The sequence below is a fragment of the Hyalangium sp. genome (assembly GCF_035629615.1).
GTDB lineage: Bacteria > Myxococcota > Myxococcia > Myxococcales > Myxococcaceae > Hyalangium.
In genome coordinates, this window is the sequence record NZ_DASPHO010000328.1 from 1 (window position 1) to 17,079 (window position 17,079).

Here is a 17,079-nt window from a genome sequence, read left to right on the forward strand (position 1 = left end):
CGACCACGCCCGCCATCAGCTCGGGGAAGAGGGCCGCCAGCCGCAGCGCCACCAGGCCCCCCAGCCCTACGCCCACCACCGCGCGCACGCGCTTGAGCCCCATGCCTCGCAGCAGCGCGGACACCGTGCGCCCCATGTCCCCCGTCGTCAACAGCGGCAGCGCCGGGCCCAGCTGCTGCCCCGTGAACGGGTCCTCGGTGATGGGCGAGGTGGTGCCGAAGGGGCTCCCCAGCAGGTTCATGGAGATGATGTGAACACTGGAGGGATCCAGCGGGCGTTTCTCGCCGATCAGCTCCCGCCCCCACCCGGATGGCTGATACGGTGAGTCTTCCAGGGGACCGAGCGCTCGGTGGGATTGGGCCAGGTCGTGCAGCAACACCACCGAGTTCTCGCCTGACGGTTCCCCGTAGGTCTCATAGGCGACTTGGGTGCCGTCTAGCAGGCCGCCCTCCTCAAGAGGGAGCGGTACTGTCAGCAGGTGGGTTCCCGTAGCCTGGATCACTCAGGGGAATTCTTCTATCACTGTGCGCCCGAACGCCTAAGGAGAGTCTCAGCTTGATGCGCTACTTCGGTGTCCTTGTTGTCGTCGCCGGCGTCTTCGCCGGCTCAATCATGTTTTACCGCCGGCTGAGCGCCCAGACGCTGGAGGCCCAGCGCGAGGCGGACGTTGCTCGTATCCAGAAGGACTATCTGGAGCGGGTGGGGTGGATGCGCACCAACCCGGACGAGACCACCTACCGGGAGGAGCTGAGCCCCTTCTTCAAGACCTACTTCGAGCAGGTCGACGCCCACCTGACGAAGTTCAAGGGCAACAAGGAGTTCGACTCGTACATCGCCGAGGTGGAGCGCCGGGCCGAGGGCGGCAAGGACGACAAGATCGCCGAGCGCAAGGCGGCCTACGAGTACACGCGCAAGGTGTTCGACGCGCTCCGCAAGGGCAAGTACAGCCCCGTGTGGACGGCCACGGACAAGGGGATGCGGCTGGATGTGATCTCCTCGGATGTGGTGATGGTGCAGGGCCAGCCGCAGGTGCGCTTCCTGCTGGCCTTGTGGGGCCCCCAGCGCGAGCTGAAGGACGACGGCAAGGTGAAGAAGATGGTCACCAGTGCCTCCTTCGAGGCGGCGTGGAAGCTCACGGACGCCAAGGGCAAGCTCTTCGGCGAGATGCGCGGCGCGGATCCCGCCAACAAGATCGACTTCCCCGAGCGCTACATCGCCGAGTTCCCCCCGCAGATGCTGCTGGGCCACTACGACATGGACCTGGTACCCACTGAGGTGGCGAAGATGGAGATCTCCTTCAAGGTGAGCTCGCGCGCGGCCTCGGGGGGCACGGCGGATGCCAACTATCTGTGGAAGCTGGACGTGCCCACGGACTGGAAGCTCGGCGCGGGCATGAAGTGGGAGGGCGCCACCGAGGAGGAGCGCTCCGAGGAGGAGATCGATCCCTCCAAGTCGGCGAAGAACTAGCTCACCCCTCCACCACGGTGAAGTGGGACGTGAGCTGGTATGCGGAGAGCGTCCCGGCCTCGTCCAGGAAGTACAGCCCGAGCCGGGCATCCACCTGGAGCGCCACGAGCCCGGCTCCAGCGCGGACCTCCGCCAGCACCTGGCCTCCGCGCGGCTCCACCGCGCGGACCTGCTCTCCTGGGATGAGGACCACGCCGCGCGACACCTTCGCGGGGAGCGCGCGGGCCAGGGGCTCACCCACGGCTCCCACGCGCCACTCCAGCTCCCCCGTCGTGTCCACTCGCGCGGCCGCGCCGCTGGCGGAGGTGACGATGACACCGCGAGGCAGCGCGGTGAGCGCGAACGGTCCCGGGCCCAGGTGCAGCGGCCGCTCCCAGAGCTGCTTCCCTCGAGCGTCCACGCACACCAGCATGCCCTCTCGCTCCTGCTCTCCGGCGACGTAGACACGCGCGCGGGCCGGCAGCGGCGCGGAGGGCAGGGCGAGCTGGAACTCGCGTGTCCACGTCACGTCCCCGCTGTGGGCGTCCGCGAGCAGCAGCGCGTGGTGATCGCCCCGGCCGAGCAGCGTCACGAAGCGCTTGCCCCAGGCCACCGGCGTCCCATGAAAGGGAAGGGGGGCGCGCATGCGGTAGCGCACCTGCCCGTCCGCCATGTCCAGCCCGTACAGGTATCCCGCGTCCGTGGCCAGCAGCGCCCGGTGCCCCTGGACGGCCAGCCAGCTCTTCTGCGTCCGAGGCGGCGCCAAGCGCCACACCTCGCGGCCCACCACCTCGGCAAAGGCCAGCACCGTGCGCCCATCCGACACCGTGAGCAGCAGCCCATCCTGCCGCAGCAGCTGCGGGCCCAGGGGGAGCCCATCGTGATCATGCAGCCACCGCGCGCTCGCCCCCGCACCGATGAAGCAGCAGACACGATCCGCGTCCGCCGTCACCACGTACCCGTCCGCCGTGGCCGCGACGCCTTGGCTCGCCTCTCGCCGCCACAGCTCCTGCCCGTCCTTGCGCGCAAAGGTGCGGGCCTGCTCCTTCGAGCAGAACACCGGCCCTTGCCGTCCCAGCAGCAGCTGCCCGGACTCGGCCCCCGTCAGCCCCTTCTGCTCCCAGCGCTTCTCGAAGCGCAGCCGGCGCAGCCGTCCAGGCACCGGCAGGGGACGCCCCGTGCGACGCGAGGTGCGAGCACGCCCTCGAGCCTCTCCCTCGCCCTCGGGGGGTTGGACGGCACCTCGCAGGTGGGACAGGCCCTCCCGGCACCGCTCCGTCAGCTCCACGAGGTAGGGGTTGCTGGACTGGCTCCTGTCGCGCTCCGCGATCGCGAGCGCCAGCGCCTGCCCCAGGTGGAACATCGCCCCCGCCAGCGCCGTGCCGTCCACCGCGAAAGGGGCGCCCGGGCCCAGCCGGGCCTTGCCCTTGTCCAGCTCCAGCGCCAGCGCGGGCCGCACCCCGCCGGGCTCGAAGGAGAAGCGCTTCTCCCCCAGCTCTACCGCTCGCGCCAGCTCCACCGCTTGCCGGGAGAGCTCCAGCGCGGTGAGGAACGGAGGGCCCGACGCGCGCCACACCTGCGAGCGGCCTGGCAGCGCCAGCCACACCTCCCCGGAGCACAGCAGCGAGCCCAGCGCCGCGCCCTGGCTGCGCTCATTGCTGCGCAGCAGGTCCACCGGATCCTTCAGCTCGAAGCCGAAGCCTGGCTCCTCGGTGGGCTCCACGCGCCGGGTGAAGGGCTCGGGCGGCGCCTCACGCCTCGAGCTCACGGGGCCCCTGAGCAGGCGCAGCGACTCCTTGAGTCCCTTGGCGAAGGAGGAGGGGAGCCCCCGAGGGGTTGCCTGGGAAATGTCCACCAGGAAACCTTCTCCGCAGGCCCGCGCCGCCTCAGCGAGCTCCTTCAGCTCCACCCGGACCGGGGGGCGCACCAGGCGGGCCGGGCGCCCGAGGCTCGCCACGGACAGCTCCACCTCCGCTCCGGCACGCCGCAGGACCAGCTCCAGGCTCGCCTCGGAGAGCGACACCTGCGCCAGCCTCCGCCGCCCCGCACGCAGCGCCGCCGCAGCCCCTACCAAGGAGGGGACTACCTCCGCCAGCGGCTCCTCCACCGCACCCGCCAGAAGATTCACGCCGTCCAGCTCCAAGGCGATGGAATCCACCGGGTGGGCCGTGGGTTCGCGTTTCCAGCGCTGTCCGAGTCGGAAGCGGGTCATCCTTTCCCTTCGTTTTCCATTCGTTGACAAGCCAGAATAGCGGTGGCTACCATCCGCCGCCCATACGGACCTACATTTTTGTAACCGTTCGAAATTCTTGGGGAATAGTCGATGACATTTTACGAGGCCGCGCTCCGCATCTTGGAGAGCGAAGGTCGTCCCCTCCACTTTCTGGAAATCACCGAGAAGTCCATCGCCCAGAACCTGCTGTCCCACGTCGGAAAAACACCTGAGATGACCATGCTGTCGCGGCTGGCGGCGATGGCACGAAGGACTCGTGATCGCAAGGTGATCGTAACGGCGAAGGACACGTTCGCGCTGGCGGACTGGTCATTGCCGGAGGATGCGGAGGCGCTGGCTCAGACGGGAGTGGTGGAGCCCCATCCAGAGGAGGATCTGCCTCCGCTGAGGCCGGTGGAGCGCCACCCGGATTCGCGCGGGGACAATGTCCGCGTGGCGGGCCGTGGCAGCGAGCGCAAGCGCCGCCGCGAGGACGAGGAGGATCAGAAGGGCCGCAAGCGCCGCTTCCCGCCGCTTCCCGAGGTGGTGTTCGAGATCCTCAGCGAGGGCGAAGGAGGCCTTCGCGCCGAGCAGATCATCGAGCGGGCCCGCGGGCGCGAGCTGTGCGCCGAGGAGACGACCGTGGAGGCGGTGCTCACCGCGCTGCTGGAGGACAACCAGCGCCGCATCGACGCGGGCCGCCGTCCTCAGTTCGCCTTCAACAAGCAGACGAGCGAGGTGGTGACCCTGGAGCGCGCGGGCGCGCCCAGCGAGCCGCCGCCGCTGGAACTGCAGGCCGCCTTCGCCGCCGCGCTGGGCATCCCGCTGGAGGATGGGCGCCCGGTGCTGGCGCGCGTCGCGGCTCCGGGGGCTGCCGAGCCGATGGTGGACCCGGTGCTGCTCGCCACGCTCAAGACGTCACTCAAGGACGCACGGCGCGCCGTGGCCCGCGGGCTGCGCAAGCGCCTGGGCGAGCTGGACGTGGGCACCTTTGAGAAGTCCGTCGTCAAGATGATGCACTCGCTGCACTTCCGCGAGCTGAAGGTGGCCAAGCGCTCCAAGGATGGGCCGCTGCTCACCGCCCGCAAGCGCGAGGGCAGCGTGGAGCTGCGCTACGCCGTGAGGATGCTCAAGGGCTCGGCCTCCGTGGACCGCAAGATGGTGCAGGAGCTGCGGCGGGATCTCGGCCACTACTCGGCGCAGGTGGGCCTGTTGGTGAGCGCGGCGGATGTGCGGGGCGATGCGCGCTCCGAGGCCCAGGCGGGCGGCGCGCTGGTGATGCTGTGGTGCGGAGACGCGCTCGGGGAGAAGTTCCTCGAGGCGAAGACCGCCGTCACCGTCACCCAGGTAGAGCTGTTCGACGTGGACGACCGCTTCTTCGAGGCCGCTCGGCTGGACGCCGAGGAGGCGCAGCGCCGCCGCGAGGAGCGCCAGCGTGAGAAGAAGCAGGCGCGTGACGAGGGAGGCGAGCCGCCACCTCGCAAGAAGGCCGCCCGTGTCGCCGAGACGGAGCCCGAGGAGGAGGCCTCCATCGAGGAGTCCAAGGCGGACGAGGTGGAGGAGGAGGAGGAGCGCCGCCCGGCTGCTGCCTCTGCCGCGCCCGCCGAGTCCCCGTCCGCATCCGAAGAGGAGGACGAGGAGGGGGACGAGGAGGGCGATGACGAGGATCTCGAGGCCGCCAGCGCCTTCGTGGGCGGGGCCGGTCGTCCCGAGGGGGCTCCTCCCGCCGAGGGAGGCGCCGCCGCGGGTGATCGCAAGCGCCGCCGCCGCCGCCGCCGGGGCCGTCGCGGCCGTGGCAGTCGGGCTGAGGGGGGCGCACCCGGTGCTCCCGGAGCCCCCGCTGCGGCTTCCCCAGGAGAGGCTGCCACAGAGGGCGCCGCGCCTGTCTCCGCTCCACCTTCGGGGGGTGACAGTGCGCCTGGCTCGGGCGGAGAAGAGGCCCGCGCGTCGGAGCCTCCCCCACCTCCACCGAGCAGCGGCTCGCCCGAGGGGAGTCCTACCTGAGGCAGCCTGGGACGCGGGTGGGTGGACTGGAGTACCTTAAGAGGGCCATGAAGTCGGCCCTGCTCCTCACCGCCTGCGTCCTGCTGCTCGGCGCCTGCCGCAATCAGGGGTCTCGCTACCCGGTGGAGGAGGTCCGCCTCTCGGGCTCCACCGTCACGGACAATCCCCAGCTCGCGCTGGGGCCGGACCAGGTGCGCGCCCTGCTCCGTCAGGCGCTGGAGACGCGCAAGCGCTTCGAGTTCACCGACCAGGGCACGCAGGGCAAGCCGCCAGGCCCGCAGCGCCCGTGGCGGATGACGCTGGAGCTGCCCTTCACCCGTGAGGTGCTGAAGGACGACGGCCAGCACACCTATGCCGAGGTCGGCGCCACGCTGGTGCTCGAGCGCTTCGGGGGCGATCTGCCCGAGCGCTATGAGGTTGTCGGCCTGGGCGAGATCCGGATGCGCGGGGAGACGCCCGAGGCCCGGCGCACGGCGCTGCGCGAGGCGCTCGAGGCCGCGCTGCGGCAGGTGTCCGAGTCGGCGGTGCTGCAGCTCTCCGCCGTGGAGCGGGAGAGCGACGCGCTGGTGCAGGATCTCCAGGCCACGGATCTGCGCATCCGCGAGTTCGCCCTGCGCACCCTGGCCGAGCGTCGGCACCCGGCGGCCGCGCCGCTGCTCCTCGAGCAGCTCAAGTCGAGCGACGCGGACACAGTGCGGCGGGCCATCGGGGCGCTGGTGGAGATGCGCGCCGCGAGCGCCGTGCCCGCGCTCATCGATCTGGCCCGAGGCAAGGAGGTGGGCTTCCTGCAGGAGATCGTCTTCGCGCTCGGGGAGATCGGTGGCATCGAGGCGGAGGCCTACCTCTACACGGTGGCTCAGGGGCACGATCAGCCCGCCATCCAGGCCGCGGCGCAGCAGGCGCTGGACACGCTCTACGCATCGCGCAAGCACTCTTCACCGGAGGCGCGTGGGACGAACCACGCGGAGAACTGAGATGAAGCTCTCTTCTGTGGTGGGCGGGCTGGCCCTGGTGGCCGCGGCCCTGGGGTGGGGTGGCTGCGCGAGCAGCAAGCCGGCGGTGGACGAGACGCCGCGGGACTCGGCCCGGCTGGGGGACTACTACCCGCTGGCTGTGGGCAACAGCTGGAGCTACCTGGTGAATGGCCGGGGCGACAAGCGCGTGGACGTGCAGATCCTCAAGGAAGAGGACGGCTTCTTCCACGACAGCCAGGGCGGCCAGCTCATGGTGGACAGCTTCGGGATCCGGGATCAGAAGCGCTACTTGCTGCGCGGGCCCGTGGAGCCGGGGCGCACGTGGACGAACGTGGTGTCCGTCTCTTCCACGGAGCGCTACCAGATCCTCCAGGCGGGAGTGTCCTGCGAGTCGCGAGCGGGGGTGTTCCAGGACTGCGTCCAGGTGGAGGGGCGCAACCGGGTGGACGCGGAGACCACGCTCATCAACACCTTCACCTTCGCGCCCGGCGTAGGCTTGGTGCGCATCCAGGTGGAGGCCGAGCGCAACGGTCAGCGCATTCCGCAGACGTGGCTGGAGCTGACGTCCTACCAGGTCAAGCCTGGGCAGGGCTGAGAGAGCATATGAGAGAGATCGGCATCGCGCTGCTGGGCCTGGGCAACGTCGGGCTCGGGACGTACCGGATCCTCGCGGATCACGCCCGCGACATCGAGCGGCGGCTGGGCGCGCGGGTGCGGGTGCGCCACATCCTGGTGAGGGACGGGGGCCGGGCGCGGCCCGAGGACGTCCCCGCGGCGCTCATCACCCGGGACATCGCCTCCATCCTCGCGGATCCCGAGGTGGCGGTAGTGGTGGAGCTGATGGGCGGCCTGTCCCCCTCGAAGGACTATCTGGAGCGCGCCATCGCCTCCGGGCGCAGCGTCGTCACCGCGAACAAGGCCCTGCTCACCGCCCATGGGGAGGCGCTCTTCTCTCAGGCGCTCGCGCGCGGCGTGGATCTGCACTTCGAGGGCGCGGTCTGTGGCGGCATTCCGATCATCCGCACCCTGCGCGAGGCGCTTGCTTCGGACCGGGTGGCCTCCATCCACGGCATCGTCAACGGGACGACCAACTTCATCCTCTCGGCCATGGCGGACGAGGGTGCCACATACGAGGACGCGCTCGCCCGGGCGCAGCAGCTGGGCTTCGCGGAGGCGGATCCCACGCTGGACGTGGGCGGCATGGACGCGGCGCAGAAGCTCTGCTTACTGGCCTCGCTGGCGTTCGCCGCGCGCGTGTCTCCCGAGGAGGTGCACGTGGAGGGCATCACCTCGCTGCGGCCGGTGGACATCACCCTGGGCCGCGAGGCGGGCTATGTGCTCAAGCTGCTGGCCACCGCCCGGCGCCAGCCCGAGGGACTGGACGTGCGCGTGCACCCGGCCTTCATCCCCGAGGCCAGTCCGCTGGCGGACGTGCGCGGCGCCTTCAACGCGGTGCTGCTCCAGTCCGCGGCGCTCGGCGCCTCGCTCTTCTCCGGGCTGGGGGCGGGCTCGCTGCCCACCGGCAGCGCCGTGGTGTCGGACATCATCGACATCTGCCGCAACCTGCTAGCCGGCGTGTCGGGCAAGCTGCCCATGCTCTGCTCGCCGTACCTCCAGGAAGTGCCCCGCATCCCCGCCAACCAGCGGCGCGGCCCCTACTACCTGCGCTTCTCCGTGAGCGATGAGCCGGGCGTGCTCGGGCGCATCGCCACCGTGCTGGGGGAGAAGGGGGTGAGCCTGGCCTCTGTCATCCAGCGTCCATCCCGGCCCGAGGATCCGCACGCCACCATCGTCGTCTTCACCCACTCCGCCCGCGAGCATGACGTCCAGGCGGCCGTGCAGTGGATTGACGCGCTGCGTAGCACACGCGCTCCTACCCAGGTCATCCGGATCGAAGAGGGGCCCGCGGTCCTCCGAAGCTAGCGGCAGGGCAGGTGGGCGCGGGGCGCTCCTCTGGGAGCTCAGGGTCCGTTGCGCGCCACGGCGGCGCTCCGTACCCTGAGCCTCCATTTCGAAGAGGCTGCCGTGGCTCCTGAGACATCCGAGCAGACACAGGAAGAGTTGATCCTGAGCTTCCTCGCCGATGGCGGTGAGGACTTCACCTCTGGCGAGGTGCTCTCCGGCAAGCTGGGCCTGTCGCGCACCGCCGTGTGGAAGCACGTGGAGGCGCTGAGGGGAAAGGGCTATCGCATCGAGGCCGTGCCGGCGCGTGGCTACCGGCTGGTGGAGGTGCCGGATCGACTGACGGCACTGGAGCTGTCTCCGCTGCTCTCCACGCGAGAGCTTGGCCGCACCCTCCACTTCCACGAGACGGTGGGCTCCACGAACGAGCTGGCCTTCCGGCTCGCGCAGGATGGGGCCGAGCACGGCGAGATTGTCGTGACGGAGCAGCAGACGGCAGGCAAGGGCCGCCGGGGGCGCGTCTGGGTGTCACCGCCGGGGCTCAACCTGTACTTCTCGGCCATCCTCCGCCCAGAGCTGCCGCCCCAGCGCGCGCCCGAGCTGACGCTGGTGGCCGCGGTGGCGCTCGCCGAGGTATTGCGCGAGGCCGACGCCGAGGCCTTCATCAAGTGGCCCAATGACGTGCAGATCGACGGGCGCAAGGTGGCGGGCATCCTCACGGAGCTGTCCGCCGAGCCCGAGCGGGTGCACTTCGTCGTGCTGGGCGTGGGGGTGAACCTCAACGCCCAGCCTGAGCACTTCCCCGAGGAACTGCGCCCCACGGCCACCTCGCTGGCGATGGTCCGTGGGCACCGCGTGCCGCGAGCGCCCCTGGCGGCTTCCTTGTGGAACCGGCTGGAGGAGTGGCTGGATCTGCACCTGGAGATGGGCTTCGACGCCGTTCGCCAGCGCTGGAAGGAGCTCTCCTCCACGCTGGGGCAGGACGTGCTGGTGCGGACGGATCGCCGGGAATTCCGGGGACTGGCCGAGGACATCGACCCCTCGGGCGCACTCCTCGTGCGGACGGAGGACGGCTCGGTCGAGCGGGTGCTGGCGGGGGATGTGGAGCGGCTGCGGCCCCGGCGCTCGGGCAGCCCCTGAAGAGGCCCCCGAGAGCTGCCTTCGCGCTAGAGTGCGCGCGTCATGCTCCTCGCGATCGACGTCGGCAACACCAACACCGTCCTCGGGGTGTACGACGGGAAGAAGCTCCTGGCGCACTGGCGCATGGAGACCAACGCCCGCCGCACCTATGACGAGTACGGCATCTTCGTGCGCCAGCTCTGCCAGCACAGCGGCATCGATTCGGACAAGGTGACGGCGGTGGCCGTCTCCAGTGTGGTGCCGCCGCTCCAGTTCAACCTGGAGAAGATGAGCGAGCGCTACTTCAAGGTGCGGCCCATGTTCGTCGGGCCGGGTGTGAAGACGGGCATGCCCATCCTCTATGACAACCCGCGCGAGGTGGGCGCCGATCGCATCGTCAACTCGGTGGCGGCCTACGAGAAGCACCACTCGGGGCTGATCGTCGTGGACTTCGGCACGGCCACCACGTTCGACGCGGTGTCCCCCAAGGGCGAGTACCTGGGCGGGGCCATCTGCCCGGGGATCAGCATCGCCATGGAGGCGCTGTTCCAGAACGCCTCCAAGCTGCCGCGGGTGGAGTTCGCCCGGCCGCCGCACGTGGTGGGCCGCAACACGGTTCACTCCATGCAGTCCGGCTTCGTCTACGGGTACGTGGGGTTGGTGGACGGCATCTGCGAGCGGATGCAGGCGGAGCTGGGCTTCACAGTGCGGGTGGTGGCCACCGGAGGCCTGGCGCCGCTGGTGGCCAGCGAGTCCAAAGCCATCCAGGAAGTGGACGAGTTCCTCACGCTCGAGGGCCTGCGCATCATCTACGGAAGGAATCACGCGTCATGACGACCGCTGCTCCCGTGGCTCCCGCTCCCGCGGGCTGTCCGTTCAACTCAGAGTTCCTGCCGCCCAACATGCGCAAGCACGTGGACCCGGCCGCGCCGGTGCCGCTGCGGATGATGGCCGCCAAGAGCCTGGTGCCACTGAGCCCCTCGGACATGCTGGGCGCGCTCTACATGCTCACGTACGACGCGGAGCAGAACGTGCGTGACACGGCGGCCAAGACGGCCGCGGGGCTGCCGGACAAGATTCTCGGCTCGGCGCTCCGGGACGAGGGCGTGCAGGCCCCCGTGCTGGGGTGGTTCCTGGGCCTGCTGAAGGAGAAGGACACCTACGCGGAGATGCTGGTGCTCAACGCCACCACTCCGGACGAGGCGGTGGCGGACGTGGCGGCCACCTGCAGCGCGAAGCTGGCGGAGATCATCGGCCAGAACCAGCTGCGCTTGCTGCGCCACGAGGACATCATCCGCAAGCTCTGCACCAACGCCAACGCCGGCCAGGCGCTGATCGACTCGGTGTGCGACTTCGCGGTGCGCAGCGGAGTGACGCTGGCGGACGTGCCGCAGATGATGGCCGCGCGGGTGCGCCTCTTCGGGCCGCAGGCGGCGCTGGCTCCGCCAGATCCGGGTCCCACCGCAGAGCAGGTGCTCCAGGACTTCAAGGAGGTGCAGGACGAGGGCGCCGCGCCCATGGAGGAGGGCAAGAAGCTCAACCTCACCCAGCGCATCATGAAGATGAGCATTGCCGAGAAGATCAAGCTGGCGACGCTGGGCAACAAGGAGGCGCGCACGCTGCTGCTCCGCGACTCCAACAAGCTGGTGTGCACGGCGGTGATCCGCAGCCCGCGCCTCACGGATGGCGAGGTGCTCGCGACCGCCACCAACCGCGCGGCGAACGAAGAGGTGCTGCGCATCATCTACGGCAACCGCGAGTGGACGAAGCACAACAAGATCAAGCTGGCGCTGGTGAAGAACCCGAAGGTGCCGCTCACGGTGGTGATGAAGTTCCTCGGCACGCTGCGGGACGGGGAGCTGAAGGAGCTGGCGCGTGACCGCAACGTGCCCTCGGGCGTGTCCATGTTCGCCAGGAAGCTCATGGAGAAGAAGACGCAGCCGAAGAAGGACGAGAAGTAGGCCTCGTCAGGCAGCCGCTTCGTCCGCATCCTCCGTGGCGGAGGGCGCCTCCTCCAGGAGCTGCTGGGCGATGCCGAGCGCCTTCTTCGCGCGCTCGCGGAGCTTCTCGTCGTTCTTGATGCGCGTGTAGAGCTTCGTCACGCGCTCCTCGTTGCGCACCGCCGTCTCCTCCAGCTCTGAGATGCGCTTGCGCAGGCCGTCTGCCTCCTCGGAGGCGCTGGCCGCCTGGCTCTCGAGCTCGCCGCGGGCCGTCTCCAGCTCGCCGCGGGCCGTCTCCAGCTCGCTCTGGGCAGTCTCCAGCTCGCCGCGAGCCGTCTCCAGCTCGGACTGCACTGCCTCCAGCTGGCCGCGCCGCTCGCTGGTCTCCTCGCGGGCGCTCTCGGCCTGGCTGCGCAGCTCGCTCGCCTCGCCGCGGGCCGTCTCGGCCTCGGACTCGAGCTGGCCCACCTTGCCGCGCAGCTCCTCCAGCTCCGCCTCCACCGAGGCCTGCTGCTCGTTGTGCGCGTCCACCTCGGCCTGGAGGGCGGTGAGCTTCGAGCTGGCGCTGCGCGCCTCCTCCTTGGCGGTGGTGAGCTGCAGCTCCACCTTCTTCTTCTCGGAGGTGAGCTGGTCCACCTTGCCGGTGAGCGTCTTGATCTGCGAGTCGCGGCGGGCCATCTCCGCCGCGGACTCCGTCACCTGGCGCTCCAGCTCCAGCTGCTTGTCCTGCAGCTCGACGAAGTCGTGCTCCTTCTGGGACAGCTCGCTCTTGACGCGGGAGATCTCCTTGTCCTTCTCCTGCTCCTTGAGGTTCAGCTCGCTCTTGAGCCGGAGGATCTCCTTGTCCTTCTTGTTGACGGTGTCCTTGAGCGCGTAGGAGTCCTTGTCGCTCTTGCCGGCGACGGACTTCGCCGTCTCCAGCTCCGTGGACTGGTTCTCCAGCCGGGTCTCGAGCTCCTGGATGCGGCTCTCCGCGGACGAGGTCTTGTCCTGCGCGTCCGACAGGGCGCTCTGCAACTCGGCCACCTTCGCGCGCAGGTTGCGCAGCTCGGCGGCGTCCGCCGCGGAGGTCACTGCTGCCGCGGGGGACGCGGACTTGGAGACGGAGCTGGTGCTTGGCGGCGGCACCGCGGGCAGCGTCATTGCGGGCCGGGAGGGCGCCTTCGGCGGATCCGCCACCGGCACGGGCGTCAGCACGGGCGCCACGAAGCCGATCTGCGTCTTCTCGTCGTCGTCCCCCAGCGAGTCCAGCGCGTCCTCGGCGTCCTTGCCCAGGTTGTCGAGCGCGTCGAGATCCTCGTCGCCGCCCGCCGTCTCCGGCGGAGCCACCACTGGCTCCTCCTCCTCGGAGGCGCTCGAGCCGGCGATGTCGCTGAAGGCCTCGTCGAGCATGTCCAGATCTTCGCCCGCGGACACGGGCGGCTCGCTGTCAACGGAGAGCTCCTCGCCCCCGCTGTCCTCACCGGAGAGCGGCTCGTCCTCCGAGAGCGGCTCATCATCCGTCAGGCCGTCGAGCGTGAGGCCCTCATCCTCCACCACCTCGCCGACGACGACGTCCGGGAAGCCGATCAGCGCTCCCACGCGATCCACCAGCTGATCCGAGTCCACCGGCTTGGCCACGTACTCGTCCGCGTGGGCCTTGAGCCTGCGGTGCGCGGCGAAGCCGTCCGGGTTGCCGATGATGACGATGGGGATGTTCTTGAGATCGTCGTCCTTCTTCAGCTTGCCGCAGATCAGGTAGCCGTTCTGCCCGCCGGACAGATCCACCGCGAGCACCACCAGGTTCGGTCGCTCCGCCCGGATCTGATCCACGCTCCTCTTGCCGTCGGTGGTCTCCTCCACCGTGAAGCCCTTGGCTTCGAGCGCCTCGCGCAGGGTGGAAGAGAGGTTTGTGTCACTTTCAACAACGAGGATTTTCTTGGACATGAACGGACGGCCCGACCTGAGGAGCGGCGCGGCCGGTGGGCCACGCGCGAGCGGCAGCATGCGAAACTGCTCCCGCGAGGGTATCGGCCATACCCAGGACCGTCAATGATCGGGCCGGGCCCCTGTCCAATGGTGATCCCCCGGCAGGCAGCCGGGCAAGCGGGGTGAAGACCCCCCTGTAGCGCCTGGGGGCGGGGACAGCCCCTCTCAGGGCGCGTCGGACACGGGGATGATGGGGAGGATCGGATCCGCGGGACGCGGCGCGTTGGCCACGCGCGCGGAGCGCTCCTTCTCCAGGAGCATCTTGCGGATGTCCGCCTCGCTCAGATCCGAGACGAGCTCATAGACGATCTCGCCGTCGCGCCAGACGGCCACGTTGTAGCCCTGGCTCGAGTCCACCTCTACGGCGGGCAGCGCCGGGGCGGCCAGCTCACGGGCCTTGTCGTCAATGACGAAGACGCCGATGCGGCGGCCCGCCTGGCCTTCTTTCTCGGGGCGCGTCTCGTAGCTGATGTAGGCCGCGGGGCGCTCCTTCACGTTGGAGATTCGCGCGCCGGACAGCTGGGCATTGGGCAGCCGCAGCACCCGGACGCGGTGATCCACCTTGTCCTGGAACCAGGCCTCCACATGCTCCGGAGCCGTGTTGGAGATCTCGAAGGGCAGCTTCTTGGCGTGGCGCCGGGCTGCGTCGTCCACGAGGCGCTGGCGCTCGTCGGGCCGCAGCGAGATCCAACCACCCCCCACGGCCACCACCACCAGCGCGGCGGCGCCCATGCGCAGCCACTGGAGCTGATAGGCCCGGCGCTGCTGGCGGCGCAGGCCCAGCTGGATCCCCTGACGCAGCGAGTCCGGGGCTCCACGGGACTGGATGGCGTGACGCGCGGCGCGTCGCAGGGCTTGCTGGATCTCCCGTTCCTCTTCCACCCGGTGCGCGCAGGCCGCGCACGTCTCGAGGTGGGTCTCCACGTCCAACCGCTCCTCGGGCTGAAACTCGCCGTCGAGGTAGGGGTAGAGCAGGCGATCGAGTTCCTGGCAGGTCATGAGCGCTCTGAAGAGGGCGGGGATGCCACGGGCCCTCGGGCAATTATGCCCTCGGGCCCGTCAACCTCCAGCTACCCAGTCTTCTTCCTTTGGCGAAACTCTTCCAGATTCGCCGGTGCCGCTGCCACAGGCTCGCCCTCATGGCGGAATACTCCCTGGCCCTCGGCGTACTCGCGCAGCGTCTTCTGGAGCAGCTTGCGCCCGCGGAACAGCCGGCTCATCACCGTGCCCACCGGACACTCGAGGATCTCGGCGATCTCCTTGTAGGAGAACTCCTGCAGATCCGCGAGGATCACCACCAGCCGGAAGTCGATGGGCAGCGAGTCGATGGCGCGCAGCACATCATCCGACAGCAGCCGGTCGAAGAAGTACTGCTCCGGGTTGGCTGCGAAGTCCGTCGCGTCGCGGCTGACGAAGCGCTCGTGGACGGCCTCGCGCTCCACACCCTCCACCACCGTGCGCTCCTTCACCTTGCGCCGGTACCGGTTGATGAAGGTGTTCGTCAGGATCTTGAAGAGCCACGCCTTGATGTTGGTGCCGCGCTCGAACTTGTCGAAGAAGCGGTAGGCCCGCATGCAGGTGTCCTGCACCAGATCCTCGGCGTCCCGCTCGTTCTTGGTCAGTCGGAGAGCAGCCGAGTACAGCGGGTCCAGGTGGGCCAGGGCCAGCTCCTCGAATTCCTGCTTCGTTCGGTTTGGTTGCCTGAAGTCCAACATGTCCCGCCTTCCCAAAGGCCCGAAATTACAGGCGAAGGTGTCGTTGTCTGCCCATCAATGTATGCACGGGAACAGACAGGTCAACAACACCTTCCACCTCTCCTTGCCGTTCGCATGGTCGCCCCTAAAGGCAGGAGACACACGGCGGCAACGTTTATTTCCGGAGGACTTTCAGGGAGGTAGGGGAGCAGGGGACCCTACCTCCCTTGGTGTACCAAGGTACGGGCTAGGCCTACCGGCCCTTGGCGCCGAGGGCGTCCATGATGGGGACGTAGTCGTAGCCCATGTCCTTGGCGACGGCCTCGTAGGTGATCTTGCCGTCGTAGGTGTTCATGGCGCGGGCCAGGGCCTTGTCGGCCTTCACGGCCTCCACTAGGCCCAGGTCAGCGATCCTCTTGGCGTAGGGGCGCGTGGTGTTGGTGAGGGCGAAGGTGGAGGTCTGCGGCACGGCGCCGGGCATGTTGGCCACGCAGTAGTGGACGACGTCATGCACGGTGTAGGTGGGGTTGTCGTGCGTGGTGGGCTTGCACGTCTCGATGCAGCCGCCCTGATCCACGGCCACGTCCACGACGACCGAGCCGGGCTGCATCTCCTTGATCAGCGCCTCGGAGACGAGTTTGGGGGCCTTGCCGCCGGGGATGAGCACACCGCCGATGACGAGATCGGACTCGCGCACGACGCGGGCGATGGACTCGGTGTCGGAGGCCAGGGTGGCCACGCGGCCGAGGAACACGTCATCCAGGTAGGTGAGGCGCTCCAGGTTCACGTCGAGGATCGTCACCTCGGCGCCCATGCCCACGGCGACCTTGGCCGCGCACAGGCCCACCACGCCACCGCCGATGATGGCGACGCGGCCGCGACGCACGCCCGGCACGCCACCCAGGAGGATGCCCTTGCCGCCATGCGCCTTCTCCAGGCAGGTGGCTCCCACCTGGATGGCCATCTTCCCGGCCACCTCGCTCATGGGCTTGAGCAGGGGGAGGCTGCCGTCGTCCAGCTGCAGCGTCTCGTAGGCCACCGCGGCGGCCTTCTTCTTCACCAGCGTCTTGGTGAGCTCGGGATCCACGCCGGCCAGGTGGAAGTACGTGTAGATGATCTGGCCGGGCTGGATGCGCTCGAACTCAGGGGCGATGGGCTCCTTGACCTTGACGATCATCTCCGCGCGCGACCAGACCTCGTCCGCGGTCTTGAGGATCTGCGCACCGACGCGTACGTACTCGGAGTCCGGGATGCCAGAGCCAACGCCGGCATTCTGCTCGACGAGCACGGTGTGGCCGGCGCTCGTCAGCGCGCGGACGCCCGCGGGCACCATGCCGACGCGGTACTCACGGGTTTTGATCTCCTTGGGAACTCCGACGATCAAGACGTGCCTCCAGGGGAAAAAAGCGGGCGGACCATACCAGCGGACCTCCGGGAATCAAGGCACCCCCCGGAGCGCGGCTCATGGCTCCTGGAAGCAGACGAGCGTGCTACGTCGCGGCGTTGATGACGCAGGGCGGCAAAGACAGGCACCTCCGTTGGTAGGCAATCGTCGAAGGGAAGGGGCGGCGGTGGTAGTTAAGGAAGTCATGACGTCGGGCCCCAAGCTGCTGTTCGCCGATCCGAAGGGGCGGGTGCTGGAGCATCCGTACCTGATTGCCACCCTGCGGAGCGGGGAGGATCTCGTCCCTCCGCAGGATCGTCCCATCCCGTTGCCCTCGGCGGGCCGGCTCGTGCACCTGCCCGGCCGCCTGCCGGTGGGGCTGAACCCCGACACGGGCGAGCTGGAACTGGTGCGGGAGATGAAGGTGGGGGGAAAG

General features: G+C 69.2%; 13 protein-coding genes and 2 pseudogenes. 9 read left to right on the forward strand and 6 right to left on the reverse strand.

Features of this window, described 5'->3' with window-relative positions:
- A pseudogene (locus VD972_RS16415) lies at positions 1 to 502 on the reverse strand (alpha/beta hydrolase); the annotation flags it as partial.
- Positions 503 to 558: 56 nt separating this feature from the next.
- Here VD972_RS16415 and VD972_RS16420 point away from each other — a divergent pair.
- Complete coding sequence (locus tag VD972_RS16420) at positions 559 to 1,467, forward strand: hypothetical protein (protein WP_414654072.1); 909 nt, start codon at positions 559 to 561, stop codon at positions 1,465 to 1,467.
- A 1-nt stretch (position 1,468) separates the two neighbouring features.
- Here VD972_RS16420 and VD972_RS16425 read toward each other — a convergent pair whose 3' ends face one another.
- Positions 1,469 to 3,658 carry a PQQ-binding-like beta-propeller repeat protein gene (locus VD972_RS16425; RefSeq protein WP_324988021.1) on the reverse strand — a complete coding sequence of 730 codons (2,190 nt, stop codon included), beginning with the start codon at positions 3,656 to 3,658 and terminating at the stop codon, positions 1,469 to 1,471.
- 111 nt (positions 3,659 to 3,769) lie between these two features.
- Here VD972_RS16425 and VD972_RS16430 point away from each other — a divergent pair, with 111 nt between their 5' ends.
- From VD972_RS16430 to VD972_RS16460, 7 genes are all read left to right on the forward strand, one after another.
- Positions 3,770 to 5,662, forward strand: a complete 1,893-nt coding sequence (locus VD972_RS16430) for an HTH domain-containing protein (protein WP_324988024.1) — start codon at positions 3,770 to 3,772, stop codon at positions 5,660 to 5,662.
- Positions 5,663 to 5,709: 47 nt separating this feature from the next.
- A complete protein-coding gene (locus VD972_RS16435; RefSeq protein WP_324988027.1) occupies positions 5,710 to 6,636 on the forward strand; it encodes a HEAT repeat domain-containing protein in 927 nt (308 codons plus the stop codon).
- A 1-nt stretch (position 6,637) separates the two neighbouring features.
- Entirely contained in the window at positions 6,638 to 7,231 is a 594-nt protein-coding gene (locus tag VD972_RS16440; protein ID WP_324988030.1) for a hypothetical protein, read from the forward strand.
- An 8-nt stretch (positions 7,232 to 7,239) separates the two neighbouring features.
- Positions 7,240 to 8,559, forward strand: coding sequence for a homoserine dehydrogenase (locus tag VD972_RS16445; RefSeq protein ID WP_324988033.1), 1,320 nt, complete (start codon positions 7,240 to 7,242; stop codon positions 8,557 to 8,559).
- Positions 8,560 to 8,661: 102 nt separating this feature from the next.
- Positions 8,662 to 9,678 carry a biotin--[acetyl-CoA-carboxylase] ligase gene (locus VD972_RS16450; RefSeq protein ID WP_324988038.1) on the forward strand — a complete coding sequence of 339 codons (1,017 nt, stop codon included), beginning with the start codon at positions 8,662 to 8,664 and terminating at the stop codon, positions 9,676 to 9,678.
- Positions 9,679 to 9,720: 42 nt separating this feature from the next.
- On the forward strand, positions 9,721 to 10,491 hold the full coding sequence (locus VD972_RS16455; protein ID WP_324988041.1) for a type III pantothenate kinase: 771 nt from the start codon (positions 9,721 to 9,723) through the stop codon (positions 10,489 to 10,491).
- Positions 10,488 to 11,618 (forward strand): hypothetical protein, encoded by a 1,131-nt coding sequence (locus VD972_RS16460; protein ID WP_324988044.1) that lies wholly within the window; start codon positions 10,488 to 10,490, stop codon positions 11,616 to 11,618. Before VD972_RS16455 ends, VD972_RS16460 begins: the two co-directional genes overlap by 4 nt.
- A gap of 6 nt (positions 11,619 to 11,624) precedes the next feature.
- On the opposite strand, the gene VD972_RS16465 is transcribed toward VD972_RS16460, so the two are convergent.
- The 4 genes from VD972_RS16465 to ald all read right to left on the reverse strand — a co-directional run bounded on the left by VD972_RS16465 (position 11,625) and on the right by ald (position 16,643).
- Complete coding sequence (locus VD972_RS16465) at positions 11,625 to 13,523, reverse strand: response regulator (protein WP_324988046.1); 1,899 nt, start codon at positions 13,521 to 13,523, stop codon at positions 11,625 to 11,627.
- Positions 13,524 to 13,730: 207 nt separating this feature from the next.
- The gene (locus tag VD972_RS16470) at positions 13,731 to 14,564 is read right to left on the reverse strand and encodes an anti-sigma factor family protein (RefSeq protein WP_324988048.1); all 834 of its coding nucleotides are present in this window, start codon (positions 14,562 to 14,564) and stop codon (positions 13,731 to 13,733) included.
- A gap of 71 nt (positions 14,565 to 14,635) precedes the next feature.
- On the reverse strand, positions 14,636 to 15,280 hold the full coding sequence (locus VD972_RS16475) for a sigma-70 family RNA polymerase sigma factor (protein WP_324988051.1): 645 nt from the start codon (positions 15,278 to 15,280) through the stop codon (positions 14,636 to 14,638).
- Between the two features lie 232 nt (positions 15,281 to 15,512).
- Positions 15,513 to 16,643 (reverse strand): alanine dehydrogenase, encoded by a 1,131-nt coding sequence (gene ald / locus VD972_RS16480; protein ID WP_324988054.1) that lies wholly within the window; start codon positions 16,641 to 16,643, stop codon positions 15,513 to 15,515.
- Positions 16,644 to 16,848: 205 nt separating this feature from the next.
- Here ald and VD972_RS16485 point away from each other — a divergent pair.
- Positions 16,849 to 17,079 (forward strand): annotated as a pseudogene (locus VD972_RS16485) (radical SAM protein); the annotation flags it as partial.

Excerpts from the sequence above, each read along its gene's own strand:
- VD972_RS16420 (WP_414654072.1), top strand. The coding sequence starts at position 559 with ATGCGCTACTTCGGTGTCCTTGTTGTCGTCGCCGGCGTCTTCGCCGGC.
- VD972_RS16425 (WP_324988021.1), bottom strand. The coding sequence starts at position 3,658 with ATGACCCGCTTCCGACTCGGACAGCGCTGGAAACGCGAACCCACGGCC.
- VD972_RS16430 (WP_324988024.1), top strand. The coding sequence starts at position 3,770 with ATGACATTTTACGAGGCCGCGCTCCGCATCTTGGAGAGCGAAGGTCGT.
- VD972_RS16435 (WP_324988027.1), top strand. The coding sequence starts at position 5,710 with ATGAAGTCGGCCCTGCTCCTCACCGCCTGCGTCCTGCTGCTCGGCGCC.
- VD972_RS16440 (WP_324988030.1), top strand. The coding sequence starts at position 6,638 with ATGAAGCTCTCTTCTGTGGTGGGCGGGCTGGCCCTGGTGGCCGCGGCC.
- VD972_RS16445 (WP_324988033.1), top strand. The coding sequence starts at position 7,240 with ATGAGAGAGATCGGCATCGCGCTGCTGGGCCTGGGCAACGTCGGGCTC.
- VD972_RS16455 (WP_324988041.1), top strand. The coding sequence starts at position 9,721 with ATGCTCCTCGCGATCGACGTCGGCAACACCAACACCGTCCTCGGGGTG.
- VD972_RS16460 (WP_324988044.1), top strand. The coding sequence starts at position 10,488 with ATGACGACCGCTGCTCCCGTGGCTCCCGCTCCCGCGGGCTGTCCGTTC.
- VD972_RS16465 (WP_324988046.1), bottom strand. The coding sequence starts at position 13,523 with ATGTCCAAGAAAATCCTCGTTGTTGAAAGTGACACAAACCTCTCTTCC.
- VD972_RS16470 (WP_324988048.1), bottom strand. The coding sequence starts at position 14,564 with ATGACCTGCCAGGAACTCGATCGCCTGCTCTACCCCTACCTCGACGGC.
- VD972_RS16475 (WP_324988051.1), bottom strand. The coding sequence starts at position 15,280 with ATGTTGGACTTCAGGCAACCAAACCGAACGAAGCAGGAATTCGAGGAG.